The 26,336-nt window shown below is 61.2% G+C and carries 14 protein-coding genes and 4 pseudogenes; 9 read left to right on the top strand and 9 right to left on the bottom strand.

Features of this window, described 5'->3' with window-relative positions; all coding sequences use genetic code 11:
* Positions 1-97 precede the first annotated feature (97 nt).
* Positions 98-265: pseudogene (locus P3T24_RS28400) on the top strand (IS256 family transposase); the annotation flags it as partial.
* A 1,360-nt stretch (positions 266-1,625) separates the two neighbouring features.
* Here the strand turns inward: P3T24_RS28400 and P3T24_RS28395 are convergent.
* The 5 genes and pseudogenes from P3T24_RS28395 to P3T24_RS28375 all read right to left on the bottom strand — a co-directional run bounded on the left by P3T24_RS28395 (position 1,626) and on the right by P3T24_RS28375 (position 9,332).
* Positions 1,626-2,096 carry an outer membrane protein assembly factor BamE gene (locus P3T24_RS28395; protein ID WP_254368871.1) on the bottom strand — a complete coding sequence of 157 codons (471 nt, stop codon included), beginning with the start codon at positions 2,094-2,096 and terminating at the stop codon, positions 1,626-1,628.
* A gap of 30 nt (positions 2,097-2,126) precedes the next feature.
* Positions 2,127-6,392 (bottom strand): YadA family autotransporter adhesin, encoded by a 4,266-nt coding sequence (locus tag P3T24_RS28390; protein WP_429439812.1) that lies wholly within the window; start codon positions 6,390-6,392, stop codon positions 2,127-2,129.
* Positions 6,393-6,437: 45 nt separating this feature from the next.
* A pseudogene (locus P3T24_RS28385) lies at positions 6,438-6,563 on the bottom strand (ESPR domain-containing protein); the annotation flags it as partial.
* 1,896 nt (positions 6,564-8,459) lie between these two features.
* Positions 8,460-8,981 (bottom strand): hypothetical protein, encoded by a 522-nt coding sequence (locus P3T24_RS28380; protein ID WP_074265565.1) that lies wholly within the window; start codon positions 8,979-8,981, stop codon positions 8,460-8,462.
* 3 nt (positions 8,982-8,984) lie between these two features.
* Positions 8,985-9,332, bottom strand: coding sequence for a hypothetical protein (locus P3T24_RS28375; protein WP_074265564.1), 348 nt, complete (start codon positions 9,330-9,332; stop codon positions 8,985-8,987).
* 762 nt (positions 9,333-10,094) lie between these two features.
* Between P3T24_RS28375 and P3T24_RS28370 the strand changes: the two genes are divergently transcribed.
* The 3 genes and pseudogenes from P3T24_RS28370 to P3T24_RS28360 all read left to right on the top strand — a co-directional run.
* Positions 10,095-11,720: a hypothetical protein gene (locus P3T24_RS28370; RefSeq protein WP_074265563.1), complete on the top strand. Its 1,626-nt coding sequence runs from the start codon at positions 10,095-10,097 to the stop codon at positions 11,718-11,720.
* Positions 11,721-12,503: 783 nt separating this feature from the next.
* Positions 12,504-13,028: pseudogene (locus P3T24_RS28365) on the top strand (transposase); the annotation flags it as partial.
* Positions 13,029-13,040: 12 nt separating this feature from the next.
* Positions 13,041-13,247: pseudogene (locus P3T24_RS28360) on the top strand (IS3 family transposase); the annotation flags it as partial.
* 221 nt (positions 13,248-13,468) lie between these two features.
* On the opposite strand, the gene galE reads toward P3T24_RS28360, so the two are convergent.
* The 4 genes from galE to P3T24_RS28340 are packed head-to-tail and all read right to left on the bottom strand — an operon-like array spanning position 13,469 to position 17,916.
* On the bottom strand, positions 13,469-14,494 hold the full coding sequence (gene galE / locus P3T24_RS28355) for a UDP-glucose 4-epimerase GalE (RefSeq protein ID WP_429439780.1): 1,026 nt from the start codon (positions 14,492-14,494) through the stop codon (positions 13,469-13,471).
* Positions 14,495-14,505: 11 nt separating this feature from the next.
* Positions 14,506-15,705, bottom strand: a complete 1,200-nt coding sequence (locus P3T24_RS28350; RefSeq protein WP_429439777.1) for a glycosyltransferase family 4 protein — start codon at positions 15,703-15,705, stop codon at positions 14,506-14,508.
* Positions 15,706-15,742: 37 nt separating this feature from the next.
* Positions 15,743-16,645: a glycosyltransferase gene (locus P3T24_RS28345; RefSeq protein WP_429439774.1), complete on the bottom strand. Its 903-nt coding sequence runs from the start codon at positions 16,643-16,645 to the stop codon at positions 15,743-15,745.
* Positions 16,642-17,916 carry an oligosaccharide flippase family protein gene (locus P3T24_RS28340; RefSeq protein ID WP_429439771.1) on the bottom strand — a complete coding sequence of 425 codons (1,275 nt, stop codon included), beginning with the start codon at positions 17,914-17,916 and terminating at the stop codon, positions 16,642-16,644. Before P3T24_RS28340 ends, P3T24_RS28345 begins: the two co-directional genes overlap by 4 nt.
* Positions 17,917-18,198: 282 nt before the next feature.
* Here P3T24_RS28340 and P3T24_RS28335 point away from each other — a divergent pair, with 282 nt between their 5' ends.
* The 5 genes from P3T24_RS28335 (at position 18,199) to P3T24_RS28315 (ending at position 26,319) form a co-directional block, all read left to right on the top strand.
* Complete coding sequence (locus P3T24_RS28335; RefSeq protein WP_429439769.1) at positions 18,199-19,593, top strand: phosphomannomutase/phosphoglucomutase; 1,395 nt, start codon at positions 18,199-18,201, stop codon at positions 19,591-19,593.
* A 1,323-nt stretch (positions 19,594-20,916) separates the two neighbouring features.
* Positions 20,917-22,005 (top strand): integrase domain-containing protein, encoded by a 1,089-nt coding sequence (locus P3T24_RS28330; protein ID WP_074265558.1) that lies wholly within the window; start codon positions 20,917-20,919, stop codon positions 22,003-22,005.
* A gap of 53 nt (positions 22,006-22,058) precedes the next feature.
* Entirely contained in the window at positions 22,059-22,448 is a 390-nt protein-coding gene (locus P3T24_RS28325) for a hypothetical protein (protein ID WP_074265557.1), read from the top strand.
* Positions 22,449-22,540: 92 nt separating this feature from the next.
* A complete protein-coding gene (locus P3T24_RS28320) occupies positions 22,541-23,335 on the top strand; it encodes a hypothetical protein (protein ID WP_074265556.1) in 795 nt (264 codons plus the stop codon).
* 755 nt (positions 23,336-24,090) lie between these two features.
* Positions 24,091-26,319 carry a TonB-dependent receptor gene (locus tag P3T24_RS28315; RefSeq protein ID WP_429439765.1) on the top strand — a complete coding sequence of 743 codons (2,229 nt, stop codon included), beginning with the start codon at positions 24,091-24,093 and terminating at the stop codon, positions 26,317-26,319.
* The last annotated feature ends 17 nt before the right edge of the window (positions 26,320-26,336 follow it).

Here is a 26,336-nt window from a genome sequence, read left to right as displayed (position 1 = left end):
TTACCCGTTTATTGCGTTTCGCTACGGTCATCGTCGCTCCTGTTACTGGCAGTCTCCTGCCAAATGACCGTTTACACAAAACTATTTACACCCTCCACGACCCACCTTCCTCGGTCTGGTATTCAAGCTGATCGAGGAAGCCGAGAAAACCTGGGGCCGTATCAACGGCCCCGAACAGATCAAGCTGTTGTTGGAGGGCATTGCCTTCAAAGACGGCGAACCGGTGCAAGACGATCGACCGGATCAGCAGGAACCCGCCGCTTGAAATCGCCGCTCATCAAACCGCCCGAACACCACTCTTGACCATATCTCATCAGTGGGGACCTTATCCTCGCAGGCCTCAGTACCTCGTGCGCTACGTAGGGGTGTTCGCAGCTTTGTTTCTTGTCGCGTGACTGGCGATATGGCGACCCTATTTCAGCAACAACATTCCCGATCGGTCGATGCGTTCTGCCGTCGCTAGAATTGAGCGCATAGATCATTTGCGACCCGGTCCCAAAGAAGGATTTGCGCTGAGGGAAGCATTGGTTTGTCGCGTCGAGGGCCAAGAGGTCGAGTTTCAGGCCTCTTTTCGTGCTGCGCCGGGCGAATATGTTGCAGTCAACTGCTTTGCTGACTCTAAGGGACGGATTTTGATCTCCAGCATCGTTCCGGCAGAGCACTAGCCGTCGCTAGCCAATTGTCGACGGTCTGGGCAACAATGCCGGACCACTGGACGCGGCCGCACTGAGCCCAGCGGCGATCGGCTCAGGGCGCCCACAACGGTCGGTTGCGATTCCCGGAAGCAGTCGTCAGCAGTGCGTGCAAAGCGCGTACGGACTTTATCAGGACACCCCTCCCATATTTCGCAATCGACAACCAACGGGAAGCGCGTCATGATTGGGCAGCGCTGGAGTCTCCACTCAATTTCGAACTCGCTCTTCAGAAAGTTGCTTACATCCTCACAGGCCCGACGACATGACATGGTGCGAACTTTCCTTATCGCCCTGACTATTTGCCTAACCTTGACTTCTTGCTATACACCAAACCAGGAGGCACTGGTGGAAACGGTGCATAAACGGGTGACTGTCGGCATGCCAATTTCGGAGGCGATATCGGCGTTGTCAAAAGACGGATTCGAATGCTCAGGCTCCGTTCCGGTTGATTGCGTTCGCACGCGGCAACGATTATTGCCGTCTACGTGTATAGAAAGAGTGAGACTCCAGCATAAGCTTTGGACTGTGGATACCATAGATATCGCCCCAATCGCATGCGCGGGGCTCTAACAACGTCACACACCTTTACACCGTAATCCAGCGCATACAACGTTTGCTACGGTTGCCTTGCGTCAATGCTGGAGAGTAAATTCGTCGGCGGCGGCATCTCGTCCGTTGATAATTTCGGTCGCACACGTCGATGTCCTTTCATGGACGAGCGGCGTCTCATGCAATCAGCATCGCGACGCGGGAGCCAAGCTTCGCGACGGACAGAATGCGACCCGCTTCGGTCTGTCGCCTCAGCGCGACCTGACGGCAGCTTCCAACGTACAGCGGCCGTCCGTCGATTCGCATGGGGACGCAAGTGTTCGGAGGGAGCGGACATTCGCGACGGCAAGGCGACGTCGACGAATGTCCGGCAACGGGAGCCTACGGCGCCGGTGTTCCGCCCGCTGTCAAAAGAAAATCCGCGCATGAAGGGTCGCGCCAGTACGTATCGCTCACCTTCATCTGCTTGTCGAATCGCACCTGATACTGGCAAGTAACGATCTTTCCGCCTTGACGAAAATCGAACAGGTAGTTCCAGACATGCCCTCCGACGAACCACTCGTGGAAATGAGGCGGTCCGAGCAGGTCGAACATCTGGTCCTTCGTGAGGCCTGGCTCCACATTGCGCAGGTTATCCAGGTTGACGAAGGTGCCGCCCGCCTGCGTCGCGGATTGAGAATCCGGAAACTTCGGCGGACCATCGGCAACGCAGCCCGCGATCAGTGAAAGTAACGTGATAGACAGCGCAAGATTCCATTGCTTTTTCATGTTTGCATCTCTCATCGAACAGGCGGCGGCACGCGAGATGGGCCGCAGCGAGAAACGGAATGACGTCACCCATAGTTGCTGCATTGACGCCACCTGGAAGCTTCGTTATGTCCATTACCACTGGTAACCTGCACCCACGACCGCGCCATAGTAGCCTTGCGTATTGGTCGAAACCGCAGCCTTATAGATCCAGTGATTGTTATCCGAGATTGTGGAAATGCCGACCGCCTGGCCTGACTGGCCCCGATAAACGCTGCCGGCGACCGATACCATGCTTTTTCCCGGCCCGGAAGGTTGCGGCAATCCTGCGACAGCCATCGCAGTTGCGATTCCCCCATCCGCGTCACGCTTCAGCTGTTGAATCTGATTATCCGTATATGCATTTGCCTGTGCGACGGCGCTTCCCAGTTGCTGCACGTTGACGGCGTCAGTGGGTGCGGTGCCGGCAGCGACATTGGTAATCTGCCGTGGTGAATCGGCCGACCCCACCGAGACCACATTGCTGCGACCCTCGTCGTTACTACCGGCACCGATGGCCACCGAACCGGATCCTGTCGACGTCGCCCCTTGACCCAGGGCCGTCGACCCGGTGGCGGTAGCCTGCGAGTTGTTGCCTACAGCCGTGCTACTGGTTCCCGAAGCAACTGCCCCCTGTCCGCCCGCGGCCGAATTGGATCCCGTTGACGCAGGCGGGGTTGTTGTTGTTCCCGACGTGGACGGGAAACCACCATTGCCGCCGTTCGCGTTGTTGATCAGCGTGGTCAACTGCTGCTGAACTGCCTGGAGTTGGCTCACGTTGACTGCGTCGGTCCCGACGCTCCCTGCTGCAACCCCCGTGATCTGCCGGTTTCCGATATTGACTTCCCCTGCTGAGGACTGGGGGCTGCTCAGACCATAAGCAATGTAGTTCGACAATGCACCGACCGTCGTCACCGACCCGGCTCCCAGTGCGACACTGTTCGCATAGGTTGCGGATGCACCGGCGCCTAGCGCCACTGCATCGGTGGCGCTGCTTTGCGCGCCGGAACCCAGCGCGATGCCTCCCACAGCCGTGACACTGGCATTCGCACCTTGCGCGACAGACTGTGCGCCACTTGCGTTAGCACCACTACCCAGCGCGATCGCGTCGGCCTGATTCGAACTCGCTGCTTCCCCGATCGCGACACCACCCGGCGCGTTCGAATTGACGATGGCGCCGTTGCCAATCCCCACACCATTGTCGCCATTGACCACCGTGGTCGGTCCAACTGCGATTGAATTGCTGCCTACGGCCAGCGAGTCTGCTTCAGTCGAGTTGGCGTGAAAGTACTCAATGGGCGTGACTGCGAACGAGGACAATGCTCCGGCAAGTTGCCGCACGGTGACGGCATCCTGCTGTTGCGTCCCGTCTGCGACATTGGTCAACTGGCGATACGCATTGGTGGTTCCGAACGACACCGCACCCAGCAGCGTCTCGTCGGTGGTGTTATAGGGAATCACGTAGCTGCCGGTCGCAATCGAACCTTGCGCGGGGACAATCGTGCGGTTAGATACGGACCCCGAGCCTATTGCAATTGCGCCCGCGACAGAAGCAGTGGCCTGCGCTCCCAGCGCCATGGCGTTGTCAGCGGTTGCCTGCGCACCGTTGCCTGCCGCGAAGCTGGCAGTTCCACTGGCTACCGCCTCGGGGCCCACGGCGATACTGTTGGTGCCCGTTGCCTGGCTGTCCGCTTCTGTGGAGTCAGCATGGAAGTACTCGATGCCCGCGCCGTTATTAATGTTAGTGAGGGAGTTCTCGATGTTAGTGAGGCTGGTGTTCAACCCGCCAAGCGCACCGCCGACGTTGTTATAGGTGCTGCCTTGCACGGTGTAGCTCGGTGCCGAGACACCGCTGCCCGGTGTGTAAGTGGAACCTCCGCCCAGCGCCGAAGCGACCGTCGACCCGGTCGTGTTACCCGCGCTCGCCACCGAAAACAGTTGCGAGCCGTTAACGGCGTCGGTCGACGTCGCTGACAGGACACCCGCTGCGACGTTCTGGAGCTGCCGCTCCGATCCGGCTGCGCCAATCGACACGACAGACGTGGGTGCAGTCGCCTCTGCTGTACCACCCGTCATGTCGAACGTTCCGGTATGCGGGGCCGCCGTTGTGGATCCCGCCCCCAGAGCGACGTCATTCGCATTACTGGCTTGCGCACCATTGCCGATTGCAACTGAAGACGCTCCGGTGGAGACCGCAACCGGACCGACAGCGACACTATTGGTACCGTTCGCCGTTGAATCTGCAAGCGTCGAGTTCGCATGGAAGTACTCGATCCCACCGCCGGTAAGTGAGTTGTTGATGCTTTCCAGCGCACTGCCCACGTTTGTGTAGGTATTGCCGTCGACCGTATAGCTCGGTGCACTGATCGCTCCTGTCGAACTGTTGTATGTCGCTCCACCGCCCAGTGCGCTCGCCGTCGCGCTGCCCAGATTGTTTACGCCGGTCGCGACCGAGAACAGTTGCGATCCGTTGATCGCGTCGGTGCTGCTCGACGAGATCACGCCTGCCGCCACGTTCTGGATCTGACGTTCGTTGCCCGCGCTGCCGACGGAGACGACCCCGGAGGCTGTCTTCGCGATGCCTGCTGCGGTACCGCCAAACAGTGCAGTCGTCCCTGTATTGGCCGCCGCCGTGGTCGAGCCTGCCCCCAGTGCCACATCGTTGGCATTGTTCGCCACGGCGTTCGGGCCCAGCGCCACGCCGTTGGCGCTGCTTGCCGTGGCGCCCGACCCGAGCGCCACGCCGCTCGTCGCGGCGCTCTGGACAATGGCGCCATTACCAATCGCCACCGAGCCCGCGACATTGGCCTGCGATGCGTTGCCGAGCGCGACCGATCCAGCTCCCGTCGCCACGTTCGTGTTACCCAACGCGATCGCGCCATTGCCGTTTGCGATATTGTCGGCACCCATCGCCACTGCGCCGTTACCGGTGGCCGTGTTCGGATCGCCAATGGCCACTGCGCCGTTGCCGCTCGCGGTTTGCCCCTCACCGAGCGCAACCGCGCCTGTCCCGCCTACCACTTGCGAGTTGTGTCCACCGGCAATCGAACCGGTGCCGGCTGCTGCCGCTACGGTATTGCTGTCACCGAACGCTACCGTCGAGGCGGCGAGCGCTTCTGAAGTATTGCCCAAGGCGACCGCGTTGGCACCACTGCTGACGGTATTGAGGCCAATCGCAACCGCGTTTGTGCTATTCGCTAGTGCGTTATAACCCAGGCCAACTGTATCGCTGGCCGTCGCGTTGGACGCCGCACCGATAGCAATGGCGTTGGTTCCGGTTGCATTTGTCTGCAACCCGACGGCGATGGCACTGGCCTGATTTGCAGTCGATTGTCCGCCGATGGCGACGGTATTGGTGGCCGTTGCCGCAGCGCCTGCTCCCGCATTGCCGCCGATGGCGGTTGCACCGTCAGCGGTCGCCCGGACCGCCGTAGCGGCGCTGATGCCGCCGCCACCCAACGCGGTGGAACCGACACCCGTAGCCTTCGACCATACCCCAACGGCCGTCGATTGGACACCCGTTGCGCCGGCGAGGCTGCCGACGGCCGTGCTCCACGTTGCGCCAGCGTTCGTGGAGTTGCCGATCGCTACACCTTGCTCTCCCGCGGCACTTGCGCCATTGCCTACCGCAAGCGCCTCGAAGGCCGTGGCGGTGTTGCCGTTCGGAAGCACCACGTTACCGGCTCCGCTTGCTGTGGCATTGACGCCAATGGCGATAGGCGAACCTCCTCCGGTACCTGTGGCAGAGGCATTCGCGCCCTGGCCCACGGCAATGCTTGCACCGGAAGTACTGCTGGCGATGGCGTTCATGCCAACGGCAAGTGTGCTCGCTGTTGCTATCCCTTCCGTGGATTGGGCGCCTCTACCGATTGCGATCGCGTTTGGCCCGGTGGCGACGGACGACCAGCCCGCGGAGAACGCATAGTTGCCGTTGGCTGCGGAACTGACACCGACCGCGGTTGAGTTCCCACCCGTAGCAGTGGCGAAGGTGCCCAGCGCACTGGCGCCAGCCGAGGTGGCAGCAGCGTCAACGCCGATTGCGACCGCGTTGATGTTGCTTGCGATTGTTTGGGAGCCCAACGCCACTCCGCCTTGGCCTGAAGCCGTTGCCAGATAGCCGAGAGCCACCGCGTAGAGATTCGACGCAGTGGCGAGGTAACCAACCGCCGTAGCTTGCACCGCCGACGCAATCGCGCTTGCGCCTAGCGCCGTGGTCCCAGCCCCGGTGGCCGACGCCTGAAACCCCATGCACGAAGCAGTGCCGTCATAGAAATTGTAGGGAGTCGACGCGCAACTCACGGACTGCGCATGGGCCTGTCCACCCCACGTGCTGAAAGCCAACAGCAACGATAAGGGGATCATCGGTGGCGCCAAGCCATATGTCGATAAAGCGCCGAGCTCTCTGCGCCGGCTGCTGCGTGCGTCGCATACAGCCGCGCTGGCCCCCGACTTGCCGCGCGACCTGTCCAGCTCCGATGCAGCTACAAAGGCGCCTAGTGCCTTATTCCAGATCGACCGGTATATCCTGTTCATATTTTTTCCTGTTCAATATTGCGTGTATTCACCATCACCTTTCTTTAGGATAACTACACATATAAGCAGAAAGGTAATTGTTGGTGTTGAATTGATTTATTACGGGTAAATAAATTTACACACGTCTGACACAAACACTTAGACATCCTAAATACGAACGAGCGCCATCCTCCTGTCTGGAGAATTCACATGAGAAAGTTATCGATGAGGGACGACCAGGACGCTTCTATTTTCTGGCACCCTGGCAGTACAGGCCGCAGAGGGCCATAGGCTTATGAAGGTCCGAACAGCGACGGCTTATCGGTGCCAATTACGCGAAAAGGCGTAAATTGCCGGTCTAAATTCGATGGCTGGTTTGGCAAACGTTTGCCTTGCGCCGTCGTGTCCGGAATACTCATAGTTTCCGCCCCAATGAAGTACTGCGTCGTTTTTCGGCGCAGCATGGCGAACGCTCATGTCGCGCTGTAAGCTATTCCTGTTTCAGCACCGTTTCCCGCACTACGCGAGCTGACAACCGGAAAATATTCCCGTCAAAGTCGGGTTTCCGTGTTGCAGTTCCAGGCAGGTAAGTTCCTGTAAGTATTAGACGAAACTCTCGCATAGGCTTTTTCATTTGTCTACTAAAACCTATTGAAATCGAAGCACCAGAACATTTAACAATTGGGCAATCGCAAAACGCATATCCGGAGGCAATAAAACATAAAAACCGGCCTGTCCGAAGCCGACGCAGCTTCGCTTTCGCGCTGTGCGCGCACCAAGCTTTGCGGGTCAGGAGTTAAGGCGCGCGAACCGCTCACGACTCAATCACCGGCTCGCCGTTGGCATGCCGCCAGAGAGCGATCGCGGGAAGTCGCAGTTCTTGCGAAGGACGGACGCCTGACTGACGTAGAGCGATGGATCGAAAACATGATCACGATTTACCCCTCATGCGACGCGATTCTGACCGAGATGTGGCATTGCCTCAAACCGTTGGATATCGCGGGCATTGAGGCTCTTGCTCTTGCCCCGCACGAAACACACCATGCCTCGCCATCTACTAACGGAACGACCGCTTCGACCGACGGCACAACGAAACAATAGAAGCGGTGAATGCCCGTTGTCTGGGTGCCCCCGACGTTTGAGTCGTCATGTCGGCGGACGGACCGCTCCAGCCACACCGTTGTATCGCTCCTTCCTGTGAGATCGAATGTGTCGGGCCACGGTTCTGAACCAGGGCGAAGCGCGCGTGCATTTGCGTTTAGCAATCGGTGGCGGACGCCTGTATTGCGACAGGCAGTGGAGCATCCGCTATCTGATGGCTGTATTTCCTATGGTAGATAGGTGGGAGTCCTTATGAAACGGGTTCGCAGGCTGTGGGGTGTTTCTTTATCACGACGATCACGAGATATCGCTGCTGGAGCTTGCGGTCGCGGCCGCGACGTCTGGTAGCGGCATCGTTGCCGCGGCGTTATCGATTTCGCATACCCCACCGGCATTGCCGAGGGCGAATGTCGCGTACCTGACATGTCTCGAAAGCTGCCTGAATGTGCGTTGCGAATATGTTCGCTAGCAGCGGCGTCATGTGAGAATTTCCAATCCGTCGAGGATAAATCATGCAAAATGTTCGAAAATACTGGTACGTCTTCTAGACTGGGTGCCGCGCCTTTTTCTTGATTGCATCTAGCCCTTGATTGCTCTTGCGCGCCGGTTGCGTGGTAAGAGACAGGCATGTAGGTTGCCGCCATCTTAAGTCCGCACCATACGCGGTCCACCGAGCGCTTTAGTGCCGTGCGAGGATGCGTCGCTAGCCGAGCCGCTTACTCGTTTTCGCGGTTCTTCAAGTCATCCAATGTTTGAATCCAGCAGTCTGCGACAGGGGCCTTTGCTGTCGCCCGTGTGCGACCGGCGACAGTAGCGTTATTCCGGCGGAAACCGGATCTGCGAGAAATGCCGCCCGGCCCGAATTGCCCGGCGCTCGATATCGGCTGCCGATTCGATCAGACCGTGCTGCTCAAGGAACAGCAGGTACGCGCGGGTTGAGACCTTGCGGCAGTTATCCGGCAACAGGAAGCTGGTGCGAGCGATCTTGTGGTCCTCGAACAGAAAGACGCCGGTTCGTTCGGCAACAAGGCCAAACTCGTTCATCGCTTCCTGTATCGCGAGTTCACCGAGATTCGCCTTGCGACCGGGTGAGAGGGTGCGGGATTGCCAGTAATGGTGACAGACCTTCGTTTCGACAACCGGAACGCCACTGTCACGCATCCATGCAGCGATACGTGCGCTTGTCGGCGTCTCATTGCGTGTGACCTCGTGCAGCACCATGTCGACCAGCTCGATTGCCCAGCCGGGTTTCAGCAGCAGATCGAGGGCATCGGCGTAGGCGAGCGTGATCAGGGGCCCCGCATCAGGAAGCAGGGTAACCGCCGTATTGGTCGCCATCCGCTATTTGCGCAGCGCGTTCAGGTCGTCGAGCATGCGGCGTGTGCTCAACTCCGGGAGCCGCGGCATCGGCAGGTGGGCCTGAGCCATGAGCAGGAACAGGTCTTCGTCGGTGTCGATGCCCAGCGCGTTCATCGCTTGCTTGTCGTCGATGCGGCCGAGCGAGAAATCGACCAGGGTACGAAAGTTCTGGTTGTCGCTGGCTTCCGCTGCCTCAAACGTCTCGACCAGATAGCGCAACTCGGCGTTGAACAGCGCATTCACGGACGTGTCCGATTTGGCTGCAAGGATCTTGGCGCGCTTGAGCAGGTCGCGATCGACTGCTCCGGTGAAATTAACGGTTTCGGCCATGATAGGACCCTCCATCCAGAATGAATGCAAAGTATAACGCGCATTTATGTGTTACACGCAATTATGTGTAAAAAGTTTCCATGACTGACGAGGCGCGATTGGCGGACCGGCAACCGGGACGTCGTGTGCCACGGAAAGCGAAAGCTGTGTCAGCCAAGTGTGAACTTCCGCCGCAGTTTCTGAAAAGCGCGGGCGGCGGCGCTCACCCTTGGCGGCCCAAGCTCGCAGCTCTGCGTGATAAGACTGCGTCCCCGGGTTGTCTCCACGGCAGCACGGACCGGGTCCGTCAATGGGGCCTGCGGCAAGTGATGAGAAAGGCGCCTGCACCTGCACGGCGATGGCGTGCTTCCAGTCAAGATTGCGTCTTCTCGCATTGTACGGGCCCGACACGAGGCTCCCGTCGACGATGTCGGCCTTTGGCCACCACGGCCTGCGCCGCACGTATTGCGTTCTCATACGTCATGTGCACTTCATCGGGCGGCGGATTCCGGTCGAAGTGCGACCTTCCCCATGCTCTGCACCGTGAATTTTTACCTAAATTTCTTCCCGGGATGACCGATAGGTTCTACCGGGACCGCGCAAGGTGGTTTCTCCCGCTCCACCGGTGGCGGGATGCGATGCAACGGACGCTATGCGTTGAGGCCGATGGAAGCGTGCGATCACCGGTGTGGAGGGACAGCGTGGACGGGCTCGCCAGCCGTGGCGCCCAAGTTCATATGACTGTCGAAACGCATTGATAGCGCTTTTTATCGGAGTTTAGCTGTGACGAAGTTCATCAAAAAACTGGGGCAACGGGCAGAAGGCCAGGCAGGCGGGTGCACCATACAGTTAGAAAGCAGCCTCATCGAGCTGCCCGCGTCCGTTGTTGCACGCCGATTGGCAGAGGAAGATGCCAAAATCCTGAATCTCAAACCGGCGAGCGCGCTGGACGTGTATTCACAGGGCATCGTGAAAGCGGGTGACTGTATCATCAGGGAGCAGCCCCTCATGAAATTGCCGCTCAGCCTCGCGTGCTTTCTCACCATGAATTTGCGCGACGAGGGCAATGGTCTCATAGAGGCAACGAGAGCGCTGAACAACCGCTACGCCGGATGCTGGACGCAGGCCGTTAAGGTGCAGCTCTTTGCCGACGTCGAATTGATGGACCTCAAGGCCCGGGTCCTGAACTGGTGCGAGCGAGCCATGCAGGAGGTGCTGTACAAGCGCCGGCGAGGGGTAGAGAACGAACCATTCGTCACCTACGGCAAGCTCTTCGAAACGTTTATCCGCGAGATCGACACACGCATTGCGCATGGCGATGACCGCATGTATCAGGAAATCTGGTCACGGGCCATGGATTGCATGTGCTATCAGCTCATTGAGGGCTGCTTCCTCAAACCGGGACACATCGTCTGCCGGCACGGTATAGACGCATTTCACCTGCTGAAGTGGGAAGGAGCGTGCCTGCGCAATAAACATGTTGCCAATTGCGTGAGCCACCACATGAATCTCTACGGGGTGGACGCCGCGCTGTACACCCGGGATGTTGTCCTGAGACCTCTCTCCGCGGCTCTGGTCGATGTCGAGGCCATGGATCCCGACGTCGTTCTTCGAGCAGACTTTCATTCCTGCGTGGGCGATCTGCTGGAGGCGTTTCCGTACCTTTGCTCATCGAAAAGAACGTCCCGGTATACGTTCCCCATTCGCGGCTCAACGTGTGTCGCAGTCTTTCGCTTTCTCGGACCGCATGGATTCGGCATGTTTGCATTCTTTGACAGCGAAGAGGAGCTCCACGCCGGTCTTGAGACTGGAGCATGCCGGGCAGGCCTCACCCTCGATTTTGACGGGGCCTTGGGCTGTCTGATGCATCCATGGCTAACTGTTGAACGTTTCCTGGGCGCGACAGACGCGCTGCGCGTGTCGCATTGGCTGATTAGCCAGGTGCATGACCGGATCGTCGAAGATTACCTGAAGATCAACCGATATTTTCTGCAGCGCAAACAGCACGACGGTGTGCCTGATTCTGGGTCAGGCGTCGCAAACGGTGCCAACGATCTTCTCGTCCATGCCGAGTATGCCGAAGCATTGCGGGAGCCGATTGATGCTGATCCCCACTTCGAAGCTGGCGCCAGCATTCCGGCAGTCGCGGTGAACGCGGGGCGGGGCCCCTTTTTGCCTCAAATCCGGCGTAGCCGCTTTTTCAAGATCCTGCGTATGTGCGGCGTGGAGATCGTGCAAGGCAAGGGTTCAGAGATTAAGCTTCTGCGCGGCGGTGCGCACCCGTTCCGCCTTGGTAGTCATTACGGCGTCAATCCAGCAATTCCAAGCTTCCTTGCTGGTCAGATATTGAAGCGTCTTGAGATCTCCCGCGAAGAATGGATCTCAGCGATCAGCGCGAGCAGGATCTGACATTCCCGGCTCCGCCCCCGTGTCTGCTGCGGATCGATTCGGCTCGATCACGGGGGTGTCGCTAATGCGGCGCCCATGAGATGACTGTCGGTCTTCCCAGCGGCGAGACGTCGCATGACTTACGTGACTACCCGATCTTCTCCACGATCTGGCCAGCTAGTCCGCGGCGTTGCAATGCTGCGTCTGGTATGAGCGCTGCGTCGCAGTGACGGTTTGCGACGCCGCACAACCGTGCCTGACAGGGTGCGTATTCGGCGCAAATCGGGCGACCGATCCGCGGCAATGCGAGCCGGCATTCCACGCGAAACCGAGCAGTGTTTCCACGCCGAGGCGAGCGCCATGGACATGGCAACACGGAGTGAGTTCCTTAACTCCGGCTCCGGTTTTTGCTGGCCAAACCATTTCGGCGTTTGCGCATCGACTCGCCTGGGAACGTGAGGCGATGTGAACCAGCAGGTCGAGGATAGCGTGGGCGAGCGTTGGATCACCGCTGGCGGTATGCCAGCCTTCAACAGCGATCTGGCAGCGATCTGGCGGTGGCGGGTGATGACTGTGGAGCACAGGCCGTGCCGGTCGTCGAGTACTGTTCGCGCCGAGTTGAGTTTTGGGCCACCGCGCCCAGTTGCTGCAGTGGTGGAGTCGAAGTGCCCTTGAGCGGAGTGTGGCCTTACCCGCCTACTCGAATTCGCCGTTCTCCGTTTCGTCCAACGTTATCAACCAGAAATCCCCGACAGCAACTGTTGCCCGATCCGGATTGCGCAACATGAGGCTGCGACAACCGGATGTGCCCGTCTTCGTTCGTTGGGCCAAACGCCAATCTTGCAAACGCTCACGACCTCGCTGCGTTTGCTGGCGAAGCGGTGGCTGACGCTGGCGCAGGAGCTCAAAGCTCTCGATAGCGTGCTTGAAAGTCTGACCAGCGAGCATGCCAGACGCCTTCGCGAAAGATTCGGCGTCGGCCCTCAGACCGCTGCGGTATTGGCTGCTGTGGCGGGAGACAATCCCGAACGCCTCAAAAGTGAAGCTGCGCTGGCTGCACTTTGCGGCACAGGTCCGTCGCAGGTGTCGTCCGGCAAGACGGTCCGGCATCGCTTGAACAGGGGCGGCGACCGGTCTGCAAACAATGCCTTGTGGACCATCGCAATGGTCCGCATGAGAAGCGATCCCCGGACCCGGGCTCACGTCGAGCGCCGGACGCAGGAAGGTATGTCCAGCAAGGAAATTCGCCGCTACCTGAAGCGCTATATGGTGAGGAGGTTGTACCCACTCATCCTCGCCGATCTGGCCGGTTCGACGCTTGCCACCTGACATAGGAGCGTCAATGCACCGAATGGAAGTCTGTGGGGTTCGCTCAAGGTTGCACGTATGCACGGGCGGCGCTTCGCCACGCGGCGTGCCGCAATGGACGAGGTGATTGACCGGCTGGGCCTTTACAATGCACGCCGGTTACACTCGACGCTCAACTACGTTAGCCCGATGACTTTCGGGCAGAACTGGTGCGCAGCACAGCAAGGCAAGGACGCATAACATCCCCGGTCATGGGTTTCGACAAACGGGGGCAAGGTCAGTTCGCTGATATCGCATGGATCTGGCCGCGCGCAAGCAGCCGGGAATTTATTTTCGGCGGCCCCTTCCAGGGCGGCGCCCGAACACGACAGTGGTTGCGCCCGGGCGGGCAAGCGGACAAGCTCACGCAGCGCGGGCCTGCCGGGGCGCGTCAGCGCTGGTCAACCGGGCGGTTTGAGACGTTACACCTTGTATCCTTGCGGGTTGCTTTCCTGCCAGCGCCAGTGATCCACACACATACGCTCGATACCAAACTGCGCCTGCCATCCGAGCAGCTTTGCTGCGGCTGCCGGATTCGCGTAGCAGGACGCCACGTCGCCGGGGCGGCGTGTCACGATTTCGTACGGCACGGGGCGGCCTGAGGCTTTCTCGAACGAGCGCACCACGTCGAGTACGCTATACCCCTGGCCGGTACCGAGGTTCACCACAAAACTCGCATCGTGCTTCACCAGCGCGTCGAGTGCAGCCAGGTGCCCGCGCGCCAGATCGACCACATGGATGTAGTCGCGCACGCCGGTGCCATCCGGCGTGTCATAGTCGCCACCGAACACGCGCAGTTTCTCGAGCTTGCCCACCGCCACCTGCGCGACGTACGGCATCAGATTGTTCGGAACACCAGCCGGGTCTTCGCCGATCAGCCCGCTCTCATGCGCGCCCACGGGATTGAAGTAGCGCAGCGTGGCAATGCGCCAGCTCGGGTCCGATAGTTCGAGATCGCGTAGCACCTGCTCGGCGATTAGCTTCGACTGGCCGTAAGGGTTGGTCGCCGACAGCGGAAACGACTCGTCGATTGGCGAACTTTCCGGCACGCCGTACACGGTAGCGGACGAGCTGAACACAAACTGCTTCACATTGCGATCTCGCATCACACCGAGCAGCGTGAGCAGACTGCCGACGTTATTGCTGTAGTACTCGATCGGCTTCGTTACTGATTCGCCCACCGCCTTCAACGCCGCAAAGTGGATCGCACCCGTTACCGGATGCGCATCGAAAATGCGGTACAGCGCGGTTTCGTCGCGCGCGTCGGCTTCGTAGAACGTCACGGCACGGCCGGCGATCTGTTCGACGCGCCTGAGCGACTCGCGATTGCTGTTCACGAGATTGTCGATCACGACAACGTCATAGCCGCCGTTCAGCAGTTCGACGGATGTATGCGAGCCGATGAAACCCGCGCCGCCCGTTACCAGAATCGTGCCCTTCGTGGTCATGCTGTGCTCCGTTAGAGTGAAACGCCTGTCAGGTTGCGAACCAGGTCTTTATATCTTTCTACCACTACACGCTCGTCGAATTCGGCGGCGACTTTTTGCCGGCCGCGTTCGCCCATGGCGCGGCGTGCCACGCCGCTCATGTCGAGCATCTGTGCGAGCCGCGCAGCGAGACTTTCCGCGTTGCGCACTTCGCACAGCAAACCATTCACGCCATCCGCGACCACTTCCCGGCAGCCTGGCACATCGGTCGCCACAATCGGGCGACCCATCGCCGAGGCTTCCATCAGCGTGCGCGGCACCCCCTCACGATACGAGGGTAATACGACACAATCGGCTGCGGCGATAAATGGCCGCACGTCGTGGGCCTCGCCCAGATATTCGATGACGCCTTCGTGCTCCCAGGCGGCCACTTCTTCGCGGGTGATCGCACTGGGATTATCCACGCCCACGGGTCCCAAAAGACGAAAACGCGCCTGAGGATAGCGTGCGCGCAAGCTTCGCGCGGCCTCCACGTATTCGCCTACGCCCTTGTCCCACAGCAACCGGCCGATCAGCACGAAGTCGAAATTCGCCTTGTCCGGCAAAGGCGTGAAGGCGAACTGCTCGAGATCCACCCCTTCGCCGTGCAGCAGGCGGGCGCGTTCGGGATGCACGAGCAGCTTCTGATCGACGAAAGCGGCCTGATCGTCGCGGTTCAGAAACCACACTTCGCGCGGAAAGCGAAACGCGAAGCGGTACAGCTTTTTGGCGACCTGCGCTGCACGGCTGTGCTGGATGAACACATAGCCGAGCCCTGTGGTCACCGCGACCGAATCGACGCCCGCCAGCTTGGCCGCAATCGAGCCGTAGATGTTCGGCTTGATCGTATAGTGAAACACGATATGCGGGCGGATCGTCCGGTAGTGGCGGTAGAGCGCCCACAGTGTGCGCAGGTCGTCGCGCGGGTTGGTGCCTTTCGACGCCACCGGCAATTCAATGCAGCGGCAGCCCATGGCGCCCAGCAGATCGAAGGTGCGGTCGTGCGGCGCCAGTACCGTCACCTCGACGCCGCGTGCGACCAGTTCGCGGATCAGCCCTTGCCGGTACGTGTAGATTGCCCAGGCAGTGTTGCAGACGAGTGTAATGCGCAACGAAACAGCGGGGACAGCGGCAACGCCGGCGATGTCGGGAACATTGGCAACACCTGGCACGGTTGAAACGTTGGGCTTCATGGCGGTTTGACAGGGGCTTCGAGGGTGCATCAAGGTTTCAGTGTCCGGCGCCGGGTGCGTACAACTTGCGCTTCACAGCCTGCAACGTGCGATACGGCGTGACAAGGTGCAGCAGATTCTTCGCGAGCCCTAACCAGTCATACAGGTTGAGCGCGTTGAAGTAGCGCAGTTGCAGGCGCAGTGTTGATGCGACCTGACCACGCCGTTTGGTGGCGCTAATGCCGCCTTCGTTCAGCTCGTAATACAGGCCCAGTTCCGGCAGGTTTGCGCAGTCATAGCGTTCCATCAGACGCAGGAACAGATCGAGGTCTTCTGCGGAACGGTAATCGGCGCGGTAGTTGCCGACCGCGCGCACGGCGTCGATCCGCAACATCATCGAAGGGTGCGCGAGGCAACTGCGGTAAAAGCGCAGGCGGCGGATCGCATCCGGTGTGGCGGGCGGCGTCAGCATGAAGAGCGGCTTGCCGTCGCGCGTCACCACCTGGGTCCACATGCCGAGACCGGCTACTTGCGGGTTTGCGTCCATGTACGCGCGCTGTTTCGCGAGCCGGCGCGGCACGCTCAGATCGCCCGCGTCGATTCGCGCGGCATAGCGGAAACCGCGTTCGGCAAGCGCGTCGATGCCGGTCTGCAGCGCCTTCTCGATGCCGCCGTTTTGCGGCATGCGCAAGATTTCGATCTCCAGGTTCGGCAGGGCCGGGGCGACGATCGGCGGCGTGCTGCCATCGTCGACGATCAGCACGTGAACCAGCGCGTCGTCCTCGCTGAACGATGCCAGCGTACGGTCGACGTCGGCCTGGCCGTTATATGCCGGCAGCAGCACGGCGACGTCGCCAAGGGCGTCGTCCGACGCACGCAACTGCTGACCCACTGAGCCTTGCGGCCCACGCGGCCATTGCGGTGTTTGCGGGCTTTGCGCCGGGGCGGATGAATTCGTCATGAGCGCAACTTGAAGCGGATGTAATAGAGGTTGACCGACGCGGCGACCAGATAACCGACCGCCAGTCCGACCAGCGCGCCATAAGGCCCGAGGCGTGGGATCGCCAGCAGATTGACGACGAACGCCACGGCCAGCGCCAGCAGCCACTTCGCCAGCAACACGAACTTGGCCTGATATTTCAGCACAACCAGGTTGCCGATCGCCTCGATCCCGGCCGGCACGGAAAGCCACACGGCCCAGCGGAAAATCTCGATGGCGCCTTCGTAGGCAGGCCCGAACACGCGCCGGATGATGATGCCCGCCAGCAGATCGAGCACGATTGCGCCGCCGATCATCAGCGCCGCCGTCATCGCCGTCAGCCGCCACATATTGCGGCGCAGGTGAGCGGGCTCCTGTACGCGGTAAACGAAAGCGGGCGCAATGGTTTGCGCCAGCATCAGCGCGAGCGTGATCCAGTTCTCGTTGAGTTGCTGGGCAGCCGAATAGCGGCCGAGATCGGCAAACGAGATGGCCCGCTCCAGCATCAGCCGGTCGAGTTTCAGGAACAGGTACATGCAGATCAGGCCGAGCCAGAACACGGTGCCCGCGCTCGCGAAATGCCTGAAGAGCGAGCGGTCGACATGCCAGCCGAGCTTGCCGCCATGGCGGCGGATGTAATAGGCGAGCAGCACCGCGCCGATCGCCGCCGATTCCAGCGCCCATAGCCAGCCGAAGCGGGCGGGCGTCGTGGCGGCCCGCACCAGCAGGTAGACGAGCCCGGCCTTGACGATGGCGGTGCTCATACTGGTGAGCAATTGCGGCTTGCTGTAGGTCATGCTCTGCAGCCACGAATTGATCACGCCGACAAACGGCTCGCGGAACAGCATCGTCACTGCCAGGCCGGCCAGCATGGCGCCGACGAGCGGATCGGTGAGCCCTGCGGCAATGCCGATCCACGTGATGAGCAAGGCCCCGGCCGAAACCGAGATACGCAGTGCGAAGGCGCTCCCCAGCACGGTGCCCAGTTGCGCCGGCGGCCGGTTGACAATGGTCGGCACGAGGATCTCGGCGCCGCACACCCAGGTGATCGGCGAGAGCACCAGCAGCAGCGTATTGGCGTATTGCCATTTGCCGAAGGTATCCGGTCCGAAGTAGCGCGCCAGCATGCCGCTGATGAGAATGGCGACGGCGATCTGCGTCACCCGTTCAAGCCCGAGCCAGACGATATTCGCAAACGCTCGCGTCACATCGGGATTGGCAAAGCGCCCGGAGAAGCGTTTGAGCGTCAGCATCCAGCGCCTGCCCGTTCAGTTCGCCCGGTTCGCCCTGTGCGCCTATCCAGATCCGACGAGCCTGTCCGTGCGATTGCCCACCCGGCCGGCAGAAGCGGCAACTTTATGATCGGAGGGCGTCTAAGCATTAGAATAGTCGGCTGTAAGGCGTGACAGAAAAGCGCAATTATAAGTTGGAACCGGAGCGCCTCCGGCAAGGGCGCAGCGCGATGACCACCCACGACCGCCGATAACCACACAAGGTGCCGGTCAACTTTTCCAATGCACGCAAGTGAGCCAACCATGATTTCCAAATCCATTTTCAAGGCGTATGACATTCGTGGCGTGATCGGCAAGACACTCGACGCCGACACCGCCCGTCTGATCGGCCGCGCGTTCGGCAGCGAAGTGCGTGCACAAGGCGGCGACGCCGTCGTGGTGGCCCGTGACGGCCGCCTGTCGGGCCCCGAACTGATCGGGGCGCTGTCCGATGGCCTGCGCTCGGCGGGTGTCGATGTCGTCAACGTCGGCATGGTGCCCACGCCGGTCGGCTACTTCGGCGCGAGCGTGCCGCTGCAACTGCCGGGTGGCGAGCGCCGTGTCGACTCGTGCATCGTCGTGACAGGCAGCCACAATCCGCCGGACTACAACGGCTTCAAGATGGTGCTGCGCGGCGCGGCTATCTATGGCGAGCAGATCCTCGCGCTGCATCAGCGCATCGTCGACGACAACTTCGCGAGCGGCAGCGGCAGCTACACGGATTACGACATTTCCGATGCTTACCTCGATCGCATCGTCAGCGACATCAAGCTGGCACGTCCGCTGAAGATCGTCGTGGATACCGGCAACGGCGTCGCCGGCGGCCTCGCTCCGAAGCTGTTCAGGAAGCTCGGTTGCGAGCTGGTCGAACTGTTCACGGAGATCGACGGCAACTTCCCGAATCACCACCCGGACCCGGCTCACCCGGAAAACCTCCAGGACGTGATCAAGGCGTTGAAGGAAACCGACGCTGAAATCGGTTTCGCGTTCGACGGCGACGGCGACCGTCTGGGTGTTGTCACGAAGGACGGCCAGATCATCTATCCGGACCGTCAGTTGATGCTGTTCGCCGAAGAAGTGCTGTCGCGCAACAAGGGCGCGCAGATCATCTACGACGTGAAGTGCACGCGCAATCTGGCGAAGTGGGTGAGGGAGAAGGGCGGCGAGCCGCTGATGTGGAAGACCGGCCATTCGCTGGTGAAAGCCAAGCTGCGCGAAACCGGTGCGCCGCTGGCTGGTGAAATGAGCGGCCACGTGTTCTTCAAGGACCGCTGGTATGGCTTCGACGACGGCCTGTACACGGGCGCGCGTCTGCTGGAAATCCTGGCTCGCGTCGACGATCCGAGCGCGCTGCTGAACTCGCTGCCGAATTCGCATTCCACGCCGGAGCTGCAACTGAAGCTCGAAGAAGGCGAAAACTTCGAGCTGATTGCGGGACTGCAGAAGAATGCGCAGTTTACCGGCGCGGACGACATCGTGAAGATCGACGGCCTGCGCGTCGAGTACCCGGATGGCTTCGGTCTGGCGCGCTCCTCGAACACTACGCCGGTCGTCGTAATGCGCTTCGAGGCGGATAACGACGCCGCGCTGACGCGCATCCAGGAAGACTTCCGACGTGTGATTCTGGCCGAGAAGCCGGACGCCAGACTGCCGTTCTGACGGCCCCCCTGGCGGAGAGCGCGGGTACCGGCTCGCCCTGCTCTTCGAAGTCAACCGGTGCCCGCGTTTCATTTCCATGATTTTCCTGCAACGGGGTGCCAAACGGCTGGCTTGTCGGATGTGTTGGGCGCCATCTGTAAAAGGCGCCACGCGCGTTGCGTCGACGCAACGCGCGTGGCGGCCGCAGTGCGCGAGAACCCTGTGCGCACGGGGTGGGGATGCGGGCTGCAAGGGGTGACAGAGAGCCCTCCGGCCTGCCCGGGCCCGTGCAGCAGTGTCCTGCTCGCGCGCAGATTTAAAAAAGATCTTGCTTAAATTCCCATACTCGCGCTATAAAGACGCTTGGCTTATGTAGATTTCGCCTCCGCCTATCCAGGCATGAAAGTTTCAGTCAGATGAACAGCAGGCACAGCAGTGTCCGGGCACGTTGCCCGCATGTCACCGCTCGCCTCAGGCAGGCAGTTTCAGCCTCACGACGTCAGTCCTGGGTGCGCTGAAAGCAGATCGTTGTGCCGCCAGGCACGACGCTGACGCCGTCGCCATCAAACCGTAATTACATCCCGTTTTTGGAAAACTGTCGCAGCGCTGCACGCATGTGTGCGCCGCGGCTCGCGGACAGCTTGCTCCTGTCTGCGGATGGCTCCCCCGATCCGGGGTGAAGCACTCAGGGCTGCCGTTCCACGCCTGCTGGCGGGGTCGCATGGCTGTCCCTTCATTTATCAATCAAATCTGCTGCCAGGGCACCGGGCGGTTGCGGTCACGCGATGTTGCGCCGGACTTTGGTCGGCGTGCCGTTGCGGATCTCCGCGCGTTGGCACAGATATCAACCACGCCTGCACAGGTGTCCAGTGAGCCCTCTGGGGTCCTTCCGCCATGCCGGGGGATACGCGTACCAGACCATGCCGATGTCAGGCGTGCCGTGCGGCTCTCATTATCTGAAACCCAAAGGTATCCAGATTTACAGCCGGCTGGTTCGCCGGTTCCTTCAGCTTAACCGGATACCCCGCCCAGGCCCGGCCTCACAGCCCTGGTAGCAACGATTCATTCCCGGACTCCCCTTTTTGCAGCGCCTGGGGGGAGTGCGCGCCTGTCGGTTTTCCGTGCCTGGCCTGGGTGCCGACGCCCCTTTTCTGGCGCTATTCATGGGCGCTGCGTCACCCGGCCAGGTGGATAACCCGCTTGTGCTGTAGTCCTAACGATGAGGTTGCATGATCGCCTGTCGTGTGTTGTGCGCCCGGCGCGTAGCGCTGGCGAGACCGTCTGATGCTGCAATGACCCGCGAGAGCGCTTGCGGGACATGTCGTCAGCCAAAGGAGAGTTGAAATGAGCAGGAAGGGCAAGCTGGTACATCAGGCCTGTGAGGTCCGCCGCGGACCGCAGGGGGCCTTCGCAAGCTGGGAGAACACCAAGGACGTCTGGCAAGGATTCGCCCGTTTTCTTCACGAGCGCGCGCTGTTGCCCCGGCGCGTCCAGGACGTGTCCGTCGCCGCGATCGAGCTCTATCTTCATGATTGCGAGGCGAGGGGTGTGGCGCGCTCCACGGTTAAAAACTACGCGACCGAGATCCGCGTCGTCATGGCGCGCCTGGGCCGTAACGTTGCGAGCATGACCAACAAGGCGTTCGGACTCGCGACGCGGTGCCGTGATGGCAAGAAACGGCCACCCACGCCTGAGGAACTGGACCAGGCACTCACTCGCGCGCGTGCCGTTCACGAGGGTTTCTATCTGCTCCTGTGTCTGCAGGAGCTTTTTGGATTGCGGCGTATCGAGGTGCTGCGCAGCACACGTGATTTTGAAACATGGCTGCATCTGCTTCTGGGCGGCGCGCAGGCGTTGCCGCTTCGCAGGGGTGGCAAGTGCGGGCGGCAACGGCGATTCCGGATTCTTGAGCACCGGCGCGAGGAGACCGTCTCCGTACTCCGGCAGGCAGTCCTCTACTGTCGAGCCCACCACGGGCGCCTCGTCGAGGGGCGGCGCAAAAATCTCGAGGGCTCAAGGGGCAGCCTCTCCGCGCGGTACCGGGCGGTTGGCCTCAAGGGTGAGATTGCCGGGCACTGCCTGCGTTACTCATATGGCCACCAGATGGCGAGCGCGGAGCTCGATCGGGGTGTGGACGAGCATGAGGTGTTGCTGGGTGTGAGCACAGATCTGGGGCACGGTCCTGGTCGCTGCCTGTTCACCCTGCGGACTTATCTTCTTGGCCTGCTTCCACGCTTCCAGAGGATTCTCAACAATGGCCGTTTGATTCGCATACCGAAGGATATTGCTGATGACGAGCGGTTTCGCCCGCCGCCGCGCGTGAAGGAGAACGGCGCACGCACGTACTGGCGTGCCCATATACGCAACCGGCGCGCCGGCGAGGGCAAACGTGACATCGAACCGGGCATGAGCGTGCTCCCAGTGCATCCATGACCTGAAACCGCGCCGCACGGTGTCGTGCGGGGCACAACCTGAGGAGAAGCATCATGCAGCCGAGTACCCTGGCGCGGCAGGCCGCCGCGGCGTTTGACGGCATTCACGGCGGCAACGCGGTCCGTGACACGATCATGCCGCTGTGGATCATCTACGAAACCTATCTGCAGCAGTCCGGAGCGTTGCCGGCGACCCTTGCGGCGGTCCCGGAGGCGAGTTTCGCGCCCTTTATTCAGCATTGCGAGGCGCGCGGCATGCCCGATGACGAACTGCACCTGATGCTCGCGGGCATGCGCATGATCCTTTCCCGTTCGGGGTGGAAGCCCGCACGCTTCGCAGGACTTGCCGCGCCGCGCCGGCGGCTGCGCATCGCCAACAGTGCCACGGGCAAATACCGCTTTGTGCTGGTGCCCAGGGACCGCAAAGACCCGCCGCAAGTCTGACGCGCAATGTCTGACGCACCACACCGCGCGGCCTGCCGATGACGCAGGGCCGCCACGATTTCAACCAGACCGCAACACCAAGGAGAAACAGCATGATCCAGAAACGCCAGAAACCGGTCGCGCACATCCGTACCTCACCCGCTGCCGTGCAGGCGCTCAGTGCCCCGCTCGTCCAGACCCGTACCGGCGGGCAGATCCTGTACGTCGACCAACGCTTGCAGGGCCCCACTCCCCCAGGCACGCGGCGCTGTCGCGCGAACCTGATCGAGAGCGCCCACGTCGCCGCGGCGAGTGCCTCCCGGGCGCTGGTGGACATCGCCGCTGACAGCCGGGACGCCTTCATCCGCCTGCTCACGGACTACCCCGGGACGGCCGCGGACTACCAGCTCTGCCTGCTGACCGTCTCGCGGGACGAAGAATGCCAGCTCGCCGCCTTCAACATGGCAAACGCGGTGGTGGGCGCCGGGATGTCTCCCGGCCAGGTTCGCTTTATCCATGTTGCCGGGCCATTTGACCCAGCGAAGACCGCCTACCCGCTCGTCGCGAAATTTTACGAGGAGCATGGGGTGCAGGAAGAGGGGAGCGCACCTGCGGTTCTGCACGAAACGGAACTGCTCCTGCGCATCCAGCGCGACGGCGAGCGGCTTGGCGACTGGCTGCACGGTAAAACCGATTTCCAGGCCCTGCTGGATGAAGCGCGGCGTGAGGGGGCCGGCGAAGGAGCCCTGAGCCAGCTCATGCACAAGGTGATGTTGCAGCGCAAATTCGCCATCGTTCGTGACAGGGTCGCCCAGGTTCTTGATTCGCTGGGCCTGACGTCCATCAGCCCGGCCGAGTGGCTCGAGGAAGCAGCCGGTTTTGCCTCGCCCCCTCCTGCGGGCGCCTGAACGCTCACACGGGCGGGGAGGACACTGCTGAGGTGAACAACGTCACCGGGGATGTCATACCGGTGTCCGTGTGCTTAGCTGGTCGGGACAGGGGCGCGCGGCGCAGCCCCCACGGCGCTGCCTGCTTTCTTCCGGCACGCGCGGGCAGGCACTGCCAGACGGGCCATGCGGGAGTGAGCAGGGCAGCGAGGTGGAAGACGCACCCGGTTCACGGGCCGCGGACAGTCTGCGGCCTGTGCACGCCGGGCGCCCGGTCTTCACATGGCTTGCGTGTCTACCTTCTGTTGGCAGACCGCCGCACCGCGTCTGCCGGGCTTTTGCACGCAACGCGCAGGGATCGCTGTCCTGTTGATGCGCCGTATTGGCCCGCCAGGGTCGTTCGAGACCTGCCGGGGACCCCGGACATACATCGCTGTTGCGAGGCGCAGACCGACGGGCTCGTCCGGCCGCGCTGCGTGGGCGTGCGGGCGCACGAGCGGCGTGTTGCCCGCAGCACGGGCCAATTTCACCGGCAGAAAATCCTTTCAAATAACTTTCTGTAATAATTCGAAACGATTTATCCGACCCGCATGAATTCCTTACGATTGAAATGTTTTGAAACATATGAAATGATAGTAATTCTCATTAACAACTAACGCCAGCCCACCGCTTCCGTCCCGTCGACTGGAGAGCGGCCAGCCAGCCGCCGATTCCTTCGTCACACAAACCGTCATCGCATGCGGTTTCTGACAAGGACTTCCACCGACGAGATTCCTATGTTCAATAAAACGCCGCTGGCAACAGCGCTGGCGCTAGCTTTGTCCGTTCCATTTGCGGCGCCTGCGCTGGCGCAGACCACAGCGACGACTCCCGCGCAGGCTGCGCCTTCGGGCGCGTCGTCCAATGCATCGCCTGGCGTGTCTCCAGACGCGTCTTCCAGCGCAGCATCGACTAGCGGCACGCTACCGACCATCGCCGTGTCGGGCCAGGGTGTTCAGCAGGATTTCCAGGCCGAGCGCTCGACGGTAGGCGCCAAAACGCCCACGGCCCTACGCGACATCCCTCAGACGGTCACGGTCATTAACAAGGCCGTGCTGCAGTCGCAAGGCGCGACCTCGTTTCAGGACGCGTTGCGCAACGCGCCCGGCGTGACGATCGGCGCAGCCGAAGGCGGCCAGATCGGCAATAACGTCAACCTGCGCGGCTTCACGGCGCAGAACGACATCTATCTCGACGGCTTCCGTGACCGCAACCAGTACTACCGCGATACCTTCGACCTCGAAGAGATCGAGGTGCTGTATGGTCCCTCGTCGATGCTGTTTGGACGCGGCTCGACGGGCGGTGTGATCAACCAGGTCAGCAAGAAGGCCAACCTTCAGGAGTCGGGCGACGTGTCGGCAACCGTCGGCACCAACGACCGTTATCGCACCACCGTCGACCTGAATCATCCGTTGACGGATACGTCCGCGATCCGGATCAATGCTTTTGGCCAGAGCCTGGGATCGACACGCGACGTCGAGAAGAACAAGGACTACGGCATCGCGCCTGAAGCGCGTTTCGGCATCGGCACGCCGACCGAGGTCACGCTCTCCGCGCTGATCCAGCACAACTACGACATGCCGGACTATGGTGTCCAGGCGCTGAACGGCCATCCGTCGCCGGTGCCGAAGAACACGTTCTACGGCCTCACGACCGACCGCACCATCCAGGACGTGCAGACATTCAACGCGGGCATCAAGCACAGGTTCTCCGACGACCTCACGCTGCGCAACCAGACGCAAATCTCGCATTCGATGACGGACGCGCGCGAAACCGCGCCGCAATCGGTGCTGACGGGGCCGCTCGCGACGAGCCCGGCGCTGACCAACGGCAACTACACGTCGCTGTCGCCGTCGGACCTGTTCATCAAGCTGCAGAGCCACGACCGCGTGATCCAGAATCACTCGATCTACAACGACACGACGCTCGAGTACAAATTCAACACCGGGTTCATCAAGCATGACCTGATTGCCGGTGTCGAAGTGGGACACGACAGCTACACGAACCAGGCCTACACGCGCAACAACCTGCCGATCGTGTCGATGGTCAACCCGGCCTATCTGTCCAACCCGGCAGGGGTGACGACCACGACGGGGAATTACGCGGACTCCGGGTCCAACGAAATTGCCGGCTACTTCAACGACACGGCTTCGCTCGGCGATCACTGGAAGCTGATTGGCGGTCTGCGCTGGGATCGCTTCCAGGCGCAGATCCACAATACGGTCAGCGCGCCGTCGTACGCCAGCCAGACCAACTTTTTCACCAGCGTGCGCGCCGGCGTGATCTACCAGCCGACCGACTGGCAATCGTATTACGTCTCCTACGGCACCTCGTTCGATCCTTCGCTCGAAGCGCTGACGGTGACCAACCTGACGCAGAATCTGGCGCCGGAATCGACCCGTTCGTATGAAGTGGGCGGCAAGTGGGATCTGCTCGGCGGCAATCTGTCGGTCACGTCCGCGTTCTTCCGCGAGGAAATGACCAACGCGCGAACCCAGGTCTCGCCGACCGAGTACGAGCTTGATGGCGACATTCGCGTCGACGGCTTCCAGGCGGGCGTAACCGGCCACATTACCGACAAGTGGCAGGTCTACGGCGGCTACACGTACATGGACGCCACCATCGTGCAGGCGGCCGACGGCACCCAGGGGAACGTCCCGGCCAACACGCCGCGCAACACGCTGACGTTCTGGACGACGTACTCGCTGACCCCGCACTGGGAAATCGGCGGCGGCCCGAGCTACATGTCGGCGCGCTACGCCTCGAACACGAACTTCGTCGAGGTCGGCGGCTATACCCGTTGGGACATGACGGCGGCCTATCACGCGAAGAAATACGATGTGCGCCTGAACCTGCTGAACCTGACCAACAAGACGTACTACGATGCGCTGATTCCGTCCGACGGCGGCCGTTCGGTGCCAGGCATTGGCCGCACGCTGCTGGCTACGGTCGATTACCGGTTCTGATCAGGACTTGCGTGAAC

Source organism: Paraburkholderia sp. GAS33, assembly GCF_050436645.1.
Taxonomy (GTDB): Bacteria; Pseudomonadota; Gammaproteobacteria; order Burkholderiales; family Burkholderiaceae; genus Paraburkholderia; species Paraburkholderia phenazinium_B.
Note: the sequence above shows the minus strand (reverse complement) of the source record. Positions and strands in the feature narration are given on the sequence as shown.

Bases quoted from the DNA above. Each gene is read 5' to 3' on its own strand.
- P3T24_RS28335 (WP_429439769.1), top strand. From the start codon at position 18,199: ATGATTTCCAAATCCATTTTCAAGGCGTATGACATTCGTGGCGTGATC.
- P3T24_RS28320 (WP_074265556.1), top strand. From the start codon at position 22,541: ATGATCCAGAAACGCCAGAAACCGGTCGCGCACATCCGTACCTCACCC.
- P3T24_RS28315 (WP_429439765.1), top strand. From the start codon at position 24,091: ATGTTCAATAAAACGCCGCTGGCAACAGCGCTGGCGCTAGCTTTGTCC.
- P3T24_RS28375 (WP_074265564.1), bottom strand. From the start codon at position 9,332: ATGGCCGAAACCGTTAATTTCACCGGAGCAGTCGATCGCGACCTGCTC.
- P3T24_RS28350 (WP_429439777.1), bottom strand. From the start codon at position 15,705: ATGAAGCCCAACGTTTCAACCGTGCCAGGTGTTGCCAATGTTCCCGAC.
- P3T24_RS28325 (WP_074265557.1), top strand. From the start codon at position 22,059: ATGCAGCCGAGTACCCTGGCGCGGCAGGCCGCCGCGGCGTTTGACGGC.
- P3T24_RS28395 (WP_254368871.1), bottom strand. From the start codon at position 2,096: ATGCAGCAACTATGGGTGACGTCATTCCGTTTCTCGCTGCGGCCCATC.
- P3T24_RS28330 (WP_074265558.1), top strand. From the start codon at position 20,917: ATGAGCAGGAAGGGCAAGCTGGTACATCAGGCCTGTGAGGTCCGCCGC.
- P3T24_RS28340 (WP_429439771.1), bottom strand. From the start codon at position 17,916: ATGCTGACGCTCAAACGCTTCTCCGGGCGCTTTGCCAATCCCGATGTG.
- P3T24_RS28380 (WP_074265565.1), bottom strand. From the start codon at position 8,981: ATGGCGACCAATACGGCGGTTACCCTGCTTCCTGATGCGGGGCCCCTG.
- galE (WP_429439780.1), bottom strand. From the start codon at position 14,494: ATGACCACGAAGGGCACGATTCTGGTAACGGGCGGCGCGGGTTTCATC.
- P3T24_RS28345 (WP_429439774.1), bottom strand. From the start codon at position 16,645: ATGACGAATTCATCCGCCCCGGCGCAAAGCCCGCAAACACCGCAATGG.
- P3T24_RS28390 (WP_429439812.1), bottom strand. From the start codon at position 6,392: ATGATCCCCTTATCGTTGCTGTTGGCTTTCAGCACGTGGGGTGGACAG.